We start from the raw sequence: 8,998 nt of genomic DNA on the forward strand, positions 1-8,998 counted from the left end.
GATCGACCAGGCGCTGAAGTATTACGTGGTGCATGTGCTCGCGCTGGCCCAGGTGCGGGCGATCGACGTCTGGCCGCCCTATCTGACCCTGCGGATGGCGTGGAACACGGGCATCAACTTCGGCCTCTTCGCCGGCGGCGCGGAGGCCGTGCGCTGGGGGCTGATCGGGATCGCGCTGGCGATTGCCGCGGCGGTCGCCGTCTGGATGTGGCGCGATCCGCCGGGGCCGGCGGGGCGCGTCTCGGCCGGGCTCCTGATCGGGGGCGCGCTCGGCAACGTGGTGGACCGCGTCCTCTATGGCGCGGTGGCGGATTTCCTGAACATGTCCTGCTGCGGGATCGACAACCCGTTTTCCTTCAACGTGGCGGACATCTCGATCTTCGCGGGTGCGCTGGGCCTCGTTGTCTTCACGGGCGAGGGCGACGGCAAAAAGGCCCCGTGACGCCGTGGGGCGGATGGGATACATCTTCGCCGAGCGACGGAGGTGAGTATGCGAGCGATGCGCGCGGCGTGTTTCGGGGTGGCGCTTCTGGGCCTCGCGGCCTGTGGCGGCGACGGCCGGCTGCGCGACCTGTCGAACACATCCGGCGGGCCGGAAGAGTTCGGCATCGTGCCCAACAGGCCGCTGGAGACCCCTGCGTCCTTCGCCGAACTGCCCGCGCCCGCGCCCGAGCAGGGCAATCGCACCGACCTGAGCCCCAATGCGGACGCGGTGGCGGCGCTCGGAGGTGATCCGGCGCGGCTGGGCCCGGGTGCGGTGCCGGCGACGGACCGGGCGCTGGTCGCCGCCGCGTCGCGCTTCGGCGTGGCGGAGGACATCCGCGCGCGGCTCGCGGCGGAGGATGCTGCATTCCGGCGCGGCAAGGCACGCTTCGCCAACATCCGGCTGGTGCCGGTGGACCGCTACAACCAGGCCTACGAGCGCCAGTCGCTCGACGCCTTCGCGGCGCATCGGCGTTACCGCGCGGCGGGCATCCGCACGCCCTCGGCCCCGCCAGAGGCACGATGACCGCTCACGACGCCGTGGGGCGGGCTTGAAGGCGGCGCTGCGCGGCACATCTACCCAGCATCTGGACAGGAGGACTGCGATGCGCCGCGCGTTCGCCGCACTGGCACTGTTCCTCGCCATCTCGGGGGCGGCGGCTGCCGCCGCCGCGCAGGAGGCGACGGGGTTCACGCTCGACAACGGGATGGAGGTGGTCGTGATCGAGGATCACCGCGCGCCGCTCGTCGTGCACATGGTCTGGTACCGCGCGGGCGCGGCCGATGAGCCGGCAGGGCAGTCGGGCATCGCCCATTTCCTCGAGCACCTGATGTTCAAGGGGACCGACGACCTCGCGCCGGGCGAGTTCTCGGCCACGGTGGCGGCGCAGGGCGGGCGCGACAACGCCTTCACCAGTTACGACTACACCGCCTATTTCCAGCGCGTGGCGGCCGATCGTCTCGGCCTCATGATGGAGATGGAGGCCGAGCGGATGACGGACCTGGCGCTGCGCCCCGAGCAGGTGGCGACCGAGCGGGGCGTCATCCTGGAGGAGCGCAACCAGCGCGTCGAGAACGAGCCGAGCGCGCTCTTCCGGGAGCAGGCCTCGGCGGCGCTCTGGCTGAACCATCCCTACGGCACGCCGGTGATCGGCTGGAAGCACGAGATGGAGGGGCTGGACACGGCGGCGGCAGAGGCGTTCTACGAGCGCTTCTACGCGCCCAACAACGCGATCCTGATCGTTGCCGGCGACACGACGCCGGACGAGGTGCGCGTGCTTGCCGAAGAGCATTACGGCGCGATCCCGGCCAATCCGGAGCCGGGCCCGCGCGCCCGCCCGCAGGAGCCGCCGCACCTGGCGGCGCGCCGGATCGGGATGGAGGATCCCCGCGTGGCGCAGCCGCTCGTGCAGCGCCAGTATCTCGCGCCCTCCCGCGCGCAGGGCGATCAGGAGCGCGCCGCGGCGCTCACGCTTCTGGCCGAGATCCTGGGCGGCGGGCAGACCTCGGTGCTGACCCGCAAGCTTCAGTTCGAGGACGAGGTCGCCGTCTTCGCCGGCGCCTATTACGGCGCGACGCGGCGGGACGACTCGGCCTTCACGCTCGTGGTCGTGCCGGACGAGGGCGTGTCGCCCGAGGAGGCGGAGGCGGCGCTCGACCGGACGCTCGAGGATTTCCTCGAGGCGGGCGTCGATGCCGAGCGGCTGGAGCGGATCAAGTTCCAGTTGCGCGCCTCGCGGATCTACGAGCGGGACAATGTCCAGTCGCTGGCCAACCGCTACGGGCGGGCGCTGGCCTCCGGCCTCACGCTCGAGGATGTCGAGGCCTGGCCCGAGGTGCTGCAGGCGGTCACGGAAGAGGATATCCTCGCCGCCGCGCGGGACGTGCTGGCCGAGGAGCGCTCGGTCACGGGGGTGCTGACGTCCGGCGGGGCCGAGGCGGAGGACGCCGAGCCGCCGAAGGTGCCCGGCGAGAGCGGCGCGGTCGCGCCCGAGGAGGTGATGCAATGAACCGCCGGACCCTGTCGCGCGTCGCGCTCGCCTGTGTCGTGACGCTCGCCGCCGCGCTGCCCCTGCGGGCGCAGGTCGAGATCGAGCAGGTCACCAGCCCCGGCGGCATCGACGCATGGCTTGTCGAGGACCGCAACATTCCCTTCACCGCGCTCGAGATCCGCTTTCGCGGCGGCGCCTCGCTCGACCCGCCGGAGACGCGCGGCGCCGTGCGGCTGATGACCGCCCTGCTCGAGGAGGGCGCGGGCGAGATGGATGCCCAGGGCTTCGCCCGCGCAACCGAAGGCGTGGCCGCGAATTTCGACTACAGCGCAGGGGACGACACGGTCTCGGTTTCGGCGCGTTTCCTGACCGAGACGCGCGACGAGGCGATCGACCTTCTGCGCGCCTCGCTCGTGGCGCCGCGCTTCGACGAGGCGGCGATCGAGCGGGTGCGCGCGCAGGCGCTTTCGGCGATCCGCTCCGACCTGCAGGATCCCGGCGTGATCGCGAGCCGTGCCTTCGACCGGCTGGCCTTCGACGATCATCCCTACGGCACGCCGTCCGACGGCACGCCGGAAAGCGTGCGCGCGCTCACGCGGGAGGATCTCGTGGCGGCGCACGGGGCTGCGCTGGCGCGCGACCGGATTGTGGTGGGCGCCGCTGGCGATATCGACGCCGAGGAACTCGGACAGTTGCTCGACGATCTTCTCGGCGATCTCCCGGCCGAGGGCGCGCCCCTACCGGCGGACGTTGACGTCGAGATGCCGGGCGGCAACCGCGTGGTCGATTTCGACACGCCGCAATCGGTCGCCGTCTTCGGCCATGCCGGACTGCCGCGCGATCACGAGGATTTCTTCCCGGCCTACGTGCTGAACCACATCGTCGGCGGCGGCGGCTTCGAGAGCCGGCTGATGGAGGAGGTCCGTGACAAGCGCGGCCTGACCTACGGGGTCTATTCCTTCCTCGCGCCGAAGGATCACGCGGCGCTCCACATGGGGCGCGTCGCCTCCTCCAACGACCGCATTGCAGAGGCGATATCCGTGATCCGCGACATCTGGCGGGACGTCGCCGCAGAGGGCGTCACCGAGGAGGAACTGGCCGACGCCAAGACCTATCTCACCGGCGCCTACCCGCTGCGCTTCGACGGCAACGGGCCGATCGCGAACATCCTCGTGGCGATGCAGCTCGACGATCTGCCCATCGACTACGCCGAGACGCGCAACGAGAGGGTCCGGTCGATCACGCTGGACGAGATCGACCGCGTCGCCGCCGAGCTCTTCGATCCGGAGCGGCTGACCTTCGTGGTGGCGGGCCAGCCCGAGGGGCTGGACGACGCCGAGACCCTCTCGCAATGAGGACAGGGCGCGCCCGTGCGGGCGTGTCCTCGATCCGGCACGCGGGGTCAGGCGCGGCGCGCGCGTCGCGCGCGTGCTGCCGATGATCTCAGTTGATCAGGCCAGCGTGGCGCATTCCCTGGCGCACGCGGGCCTGCGCGTCCTCGGTGAGCTCAACCAGCGGAAGCCGTGTCTCGGGGGCGCAGATCTCCAGCACCGAAAGCCCGTATTTCGCGCCCACCAGCCCCGGCTCGGCGAAGATCGCCTTGTGCAGCGGCATCAGCCGGTCCTGAATCTCGAGCGCGCGGGCGTAGTCGTTGGCGAGGCAGGCCTCCTGAAGCTGCGCGCAGAGCCGGGGCGCCACGTTCGCCGTCACCGAGATGCAGCCGCGGCCCCCTTGCGCGTTGAAGCCATGCGCCGTCGCGTCCTCGCCCGAGATCTGCAGGAAATCCGGCCCGCAGAGCATCCGCTGCCGGCAGACCCGGTCCAGATCGCCGGTCGCGTCCTTGACGCCGATGATACGCGGCAGCTGCGCGAGCTCCGCCATCGTCTCGGGCGTCATGTCCACGGCCGAGCGGCCGGGGATGTTGTAGATGATGATCGGCAGGTCGGCGCAGTCGTGCAGCGCGCGGAAATGCGCGATCATGCCTGCCTGCGTGGGCTTGTTGTAATAGGGCGTGACGACGAGCGCGGCGTCGGCGCCGACCCGCGCCGCATGCCGGGTGAAGCGCACCGCCTCGTCGGTGTTGTTCGACCCCGTCCCCGCGATCACCGGGAAGCGGCCCGCGGCGAAGCGCACGACAGCCTCGACGACGGCCTCGTGCTCCTCGTGGGTGAGCGTCGGGCTCTCGCCCGTGGTGCCGACCGCGACGAGGCCGTGACTGCCTTCCGCCACGTGCCAGTCCACCAGCCGCTCCAGCGCGGCGTGATCGACGGCGCCGTCCCGGAAGGGGGTGACCAGCGCGGGCAGCGATCCCTGGAACATTGTGCGCTCCTTCCTCTCGCTCCGTTGCGGGCGCCGGCGATGCCGCGCCCCGGCGCCGCGGCCGTTCTCGACAGGCGCGCGCGCTGCGGTAATCTGCGCGCGTCTATGTTGTGCCGGAGGCCGGAATGCAAGCCGTAACCGCCCTGCGCGCGGGCCTCCTCGTGGCGCTCCTGCTGGTGGCAGGGGGCGCGGCCCGCGCCGACGCGCCCCGCCCCCTCGCCGAGGCGCTCGACGCGATGCGCGCCGGCGACTGGGCGCGCGCGGCATCGCGCGCGCGCGAGGACGGACCGGCAGCGGCGGACGTGATCGAGTGGTACCGCCTTCGCGATGGCCGGGGGACGTCCGACGAGGTCATGTCCTTCCTGCGCCGCAACCCCGACTGGCCGGGTCTGCCGCTCCTGCGTCGCCGCTCGGAGGAGGCGATCGCTGCGGCCGATGCCGCGACCGTGCGCGCCTTCTTCGCGGACCATCGGCCGCGGACCGGGACAGGGGCGCTGGCCCATGCCGCGGCGCTCGACGCGGCCGGCGAGACGGGTGCGGCGCAGGCGGAAATCGTGCTCGCCTGGCGGACACTGCCGATGTCGGAAGAGGCGCATGACGGGTTCCTCGCCCGCCACGGCCCGCTTCTCGAAGAGCATCACGTCGCGCGGCTCGACATGGCGCTCTGGAACGGATGGGAGGACAACGCCCGCGCGATGCTGCCGCTCGTCCCGGACGGCTGGCGCAAGCTCGCCGAGGCGCGCCTCGCGCTCCATCAGGATGCGCCCGGGGTGGATGCACGGATCGCGGCGGTGCCGGAGACCCTCGCCGATGACCCGGGCCTCGCCTACGAGCGCTTCGCATGGCGGATGCGGCGCGGGCGCGAGGATGGCGCGGCGGAGCTCCTTCTCGCCAGAAGCGAGAGTGCGGCGGCACTCGGCGATCCCGCGCGCTGGGCGCCGCTGCGGCGCAGGCTCGCACGGCTCCTGACGCAGGACGGCCGCGACGCGCTGGCCTACGAGGTGGCGGCGACACACCACACCACCGTCGAGGCGGGGTATGCCCATGCCGCTCTGGAATGGCAGGCGGGCTATCTGGCGCTTCGCCGTCTCGACCGGCCCGGGCAGGCCGTCGTCCATTTCACGCGCTTCGAGCGGGCGGTGGAGACGCCGATCTCGCTCGGTCGGGCGGGCTACTGGCTGGGCCGCGCGCAGGAGGCCGCGGGCGCGGCCGAGGCCGCCGCGGCCGCCTATGCCCGCGGTGCGCGGCACCAGACGAGCTTCTACGGGCTGCTCGCGGCGGAGCGGGCGGGGATCGCCTTCGACGCCGCCCTGGCCGGGGGCGGCGCCCCGCCGGAGTGGCGCAGCGCCGCTTTCACCGAAAGCTCGGTTTACCGTGCCGGTGTGCAGCTTCTGGCCGCCGGGGAACGGGTGCTGGGCGAACGGTTCCTGACCCATCTGACCGAGAGCCTTCCCGCGCCCGAGATCGCGCGCCTTGGCGCGATGCTGGACGAGATCGCCGCGCCGCATGTCGCGGTCATGGTCGGCAAGCGCGCCGCGCGGCGCGGTCTCACCGTGCCCGCACCCTACTACCCGCTGCATCCGATGGCCGACGCGCGCCTGCCCGTGCCGACGGAGCTTGCCCTCGCCATCGCCCGCCGGGAAAGCGAGTTCGACCCGGCCGTGGTCAGCCCCGCCGGCGCGCGCGGTCTGATGCAGGTGATGCCGGGCACGGCGCGCGACATGGCAGCCGACCTCGGCCTCGTCTACGACCACGCCCGGCTGCTCACCGACTGGCGCTACAACACGCGCCTCGGCGCCGCCTATCTCGCCGAGCTGGTCGAGCGCTTCGAGGGGAATCCCGTGCTGCTGGCGGCCGCCTACAACGCCGGGCCCTCGCGCGCGCTGCGCTGGATCGAGACGCTCGGCGATCCGCGCGACCCGGAGCTCGACATCGTGGACTGGATCGAGGCGATCCCCTTCCGCGAGACGCGGACCTACGTGATGCGGGTGACCGAGAGCCTGCCGATCTACCGCGCGCGCCTCGGCCGCGACCCGCACCCGGTCCCGTTCAGCGCGGAACTCGCCGGCGCGACGCTGCGGATCCAGTGAGCCGGCGGAGATTTTTCGTACGAAAAATCTCCTCGCTTCTCGCGATGTCCACGGTGCCCGCCGTGACGAGAATTTTCGTACGAAAATTCTCGGCCCTCAGGCCTGCACGCGGGCACGCCACAGGGTGAAGAGCCCTGCGCCCACGACAAGGGCCGCGCCGAGCGCGACGTTGGGGCGGATCGTCTCGCCGAAGACCAGAAGGCCGATGGCGCTCACGAAGACGAGCTGCAGGTAGGCGAAGGGCTGCACCGCGCTCGCCTCGGCGACCTCGTAGCACTTGATCAGCGTGAAATGCCCCAGCACACCAGTGAGGCAGAGGCAGCCCATCCAGATCCAGTCCGTCGGCGTCATCGCTTCCCACGTCCAGAGGCCCGCGGCGGTCATCACGACCGCCCCGACCGCGCCCGTCCAGAAAAAGCTCGTCGCCGCGTCGTCGGCGCGCGCGGCGAAGCGGGTGAGCAGCCCGTAGAGCGCGAACATCAGCGCGGCGAGCAGCGGCACCGCCGCCTCGGGCGCGAAGACGCCCCAGCCCGGTTCTAGGATCACGAGGACGCCCGCGAAGCCCACGCCGATCGCCGCCCAGCGTCGCCAGCCCACCCGCTCGCCCAGCACGGGCCCGGAGAGCGCGGCGATCAGCAGCGGATAGGCGGCGAAGACCGCGTGGCTTTCCACCAGCCCCAGGAGCGTGAAGGCGAGGACCATGACGCAGATCTCGAGCGCCAGCAGCGCGCCGCGGAAAATCTGCAGCGCCGGCTGGTGCGTCGTGGTCGCCGCGCGCAGCCCGCCCGCCCGCCGGGCGGCGAGGGTGGCGACGAAGGCGGCGAAGAACCAGTAGCGGATCATCACCACCATCAGCACGTTGTACTCGCTCGCCAGATGGCGCGAGAGCCCGTCCTGCACCGCGAAGATGAAGGTCGTGGCGACCATCAGCGCGATGCCGAGGCGGGTGTCCTGCGCTCTCACGCGAGCCGCGCCCGCGTCATGTGCCGCTTGGCGCCGAAGCCCGGCGCCCGCGTGACCGTGAAGCCCGCTTGCGCGAGCGCGCGGCGCACGTGGCCCGCGGCCGTGTAGGTGGCCGCGGTGCCGCCCGGCGCGGTGTGGCGCGCGACCTCGGTCAGAAGCGCGGGCTCCCAGAGCTCGGGGTTCCTCGCCGGCGCGAAGCCGTCGAGAAACCATGCGTCGGCCCGCCCCGTCCAGCGCGGGAGCGTCGCGCGGGCGTCGCCCGCGATCAGCGTGAAGCGCAGATCGGGCAGGTGGATCTCCGCCGCGCCCCAGTGCGGCGCGAGCTCCTCGGCGAGCGGCGCGAGCGCAGGGAAGGCCGCCTGCGCGCGGCGCATCTCCTCGGCGGCGAGCGGGAAGGCCTCGAAGCTCGTGTAGGCGAGCACGCCCGCCTGCCCGCTCTCCCGCCACGCCGCGAGCGTGGCCAGCAGGTTCAGCCCCGTCCCGAAGCCGAGCTCGGCCAAGTGAAAGCCGGGGTGGAAGCGCGCGGGCAGATCGTTGCCGTCGAGAAAGACGTGCCGCGTCTCGGCGAGCCCGTCGACGAGCGAGAAATACGGGTCGTCGAAGCGCGCGGAGACGGGCACCGCGCCCTGCCATGCGACGTCCGTGCTCTGGTCCTCCATCCGCCGCTGTCCTAGTGCTCGCCCGTGAAACGGCCGGAGAGTGGCGAAGGGGAGCGGCGATGGCAATGGCCGAGGTGACGGTGCGCGGCGCCGGGGTCTTCGGGCTCGCGGTGGGCTGGGCCTGCGCGCGGCGCGGCGCGGCCGTCACGGTGGTGGACCCTCAAGGCGTGGGCGCCGGGGCCTCCGGCGGGCCCGTCGGTGCGCTCGCGCCGCACGCGCCGGAAAACTGGACCGAGGCCAAGGCCTTCCAGTTCGAGAGCCTGACCATGGCGGGCGACTGGTGGGGCGCGGTGCAGGCGACGGGCGGCGTCGATCCGGGCTTCGCGCGCTGCGGGCGGTTGCAGCCGGTGGCCGATGCCGCCGCGCTGGAGCGATCGCGGGCGCGGGCCAAGGGCGCGGCGGTGCACTGGGGGGACCGCGCGACCTGGGAGGTGATCGAGGCCTCCGAGGCCGGCCCCTGGGCGCCCGTTACGCCCAGCGGCTGGCTCGTGCG

9 protein-coding genes are annotated in these 8,998 nt (G+C 72.5%); 6 read left to right on the forward strand and 3 right to left on the reverse strand.

The window, feature by feature from the left end; all coding sequences use genetic code 11:
* Position 1 precedes the first annotated feature (1 nt).
* The 4 genes from lspA (at position 2) to ACESL7_RS09580 (ending at position 3,829) form a co-directional block, all read left to right on the forward strand.
* Positions 2-442, forward strand: a complete 441-nt coding sequence (lspA, locus tag ACESL7_RS09565) for a signal peptidase II (protein WP_372893097.1) — start codon at positions 2-4, stop codon at positions 440-442.
* A gap of 57 nt (positions 443-499) precedes the next feature.
* Positions 500-1,009, forward strand: coding sequence for a DUF3035 domain-containing protein (locus ACESL7_RS09570; RefSeq protein ID WP_372893098.1), 510 nt, complete (start codon positions 500-502; stop codon positions 1,007-1,009).
* 79 nt (positions 1,010-1,088) lie between these two features.
* Complete coding sequence (locus tag ACESL7_RS09575) at positions 1,089-2,492, forward strand: M16 family metallopeptidase (protein WP_372893099.1); 1,404 nt, start codon at positions 1,089-1,091, stop codon at positions 2,490-2,492.
* A complete protein-coding gene (locus ACESL7_RS09580; protein WP_372893100.1) occupies positions 2,489-3,829 on the forward strand; it encodes a M16 family metallopeptidase in 1,341 nt (446 codons plus the stop codon). The genes ACESL7_RS09575 and ACESL7_RS09580 overlap by 4 nt, the downstream gene beginning before the upstream one ends.
* A gap of 88 nt (positions 3,830-3,917) precedes the next feature.
* Here ACESL7_RS09580 and dapA read toward each other — a convergent pair whose 3' ends face one another.
* Complete coding sequence (dapA, locus tag ACESL7_RS09585; RefSeq protein WP_372893101.1) at positions 3,918-4,793, reverse strand: 4-hydroxy-tetrahydrodipicolinate synthase; 876 nt, start codon at positions 4,791-4,793, stop codon at positions 3,918-3,920.
* A gap of 125 nt (positions 4,794-4,918) precedes the next feature.
* Here dapA and ACESL7_RS09590 point away from each other — a divergent pair, with 125 nt between their 5' ends.
* Positions 4,919-6,883: a lytic transglycosylase domain-containing protein gene (locus ACESL7_RS09590; RefSeq protein WP_372893102.1), complete on the forward strand. Its 1,965-nt coding sequence runs from the start codon at positions 4,919-4,921 to the stop codon at positions 6,881-6,883.
* 96 nt (positions 6,884-6,979) lie between these two features.
* Here the strand turns inward: ACESL7_RS09590 and ACESL7_RS09595 are convergent, their stop codons facing one another.
* Both ACESL7_RS09595 and mnmC2 read right to left on the reverse strand, forming a co-directional pair.
* Positions 6,980-7,846: a DMT family transporter gene (locus ACESL7_RS09595; RefSeq protein WP_372893103.1), complete on the reverse strand. Its 867-nt coding sequence runs from the start codon at positions 7,844-7,846 to the stop codon at positions 6,980-6,982.
* A complete protein-coding gene (gene mnmC2, locus ACESL7_RS09600) occupies positions 7,843-8,505 on the reverse strand; it encodes a tRNA (5-methylaminomethyl-2-thiouridine)(34)-methyltransferase MnmC2 (protein WP_372893104.1) in 663 nt (220 codons plus the stop codon). Before mnmC2 ends, ACESL7_RS09595 begins: the two co-directional genes overlap by 4 nt.
* A 59-nt stretch (positions 8,506-8,564) precedes the next feature.
* On the opposite strand from mnmC2, the gene ACESL7_RS09605 reads away from it, so the two are divergent.
* Positions 8,565-8,998: FAD-dependent oxidoreductase (locus ACESL7_RS09605; protein WP_372893105.1), on the forward strand; the 434-nt coding region annotated here is incomplete at its 3' end.

Origin of the sequence: Rhodosalinus sp. (assembly GCF_041685465.1) — a bacterium.
GTDB lineage: Bacteria > Pseudomonadota > Alphaproteobacteria > Rhodobacterales > Rhodobacteraceae > Rhodosalinus.

What these genes read in the sequence shown, in the direction of transcription:
- ACESL7_RS09570 (WP_372893098.1), top strand. Translation starts at nt 500, where the DNA reads ATGCGCGCGGCGTGTTTCGGGGTGGCGCTTCTGGGCCTCGCGGCCTGT.
- ACESL7_RS09575 (WP_372893099.1), top strand. Translation starts at nt 1,089, where the DNA reads ATGCGCCGCGCGTTCGCCGCACTGGCACTGTTCCTCGCCATCTCGGGG.
- ACESL7_RS09580 (WP_372893100.1), top strand. Translation starts at nt 2,489, where the DNA reads ATGAACCGCCGGACCCTGTCGCGCGTCGCGCTCGCCTGTGTCGTGACG.
- dapA (WP_372893101.1), bottom strand. Translation starts at nt 4,793, where the DNA reads ATGTTCCAGGGATCGCTGCCCGCGCTGGTCACCCCCTTCCGGGACGGC.
- ACESL7_RS09590 (WP_372893102.1), top strand. Translation starts at nt 4,919, where the DNA reads ATGCAAGCCGTAACCGCCCTGCGCGCGGGCCTCCTCGTGGCGCTCCTG.
- mnmC2 (WP_372893104.1), bottom strand. Translation starts at nt 8,505, where the DNA reads ATGGAGGACCAGAGCACGGACGTCGCATGGCAGGGCGCGGTGCCCGTC.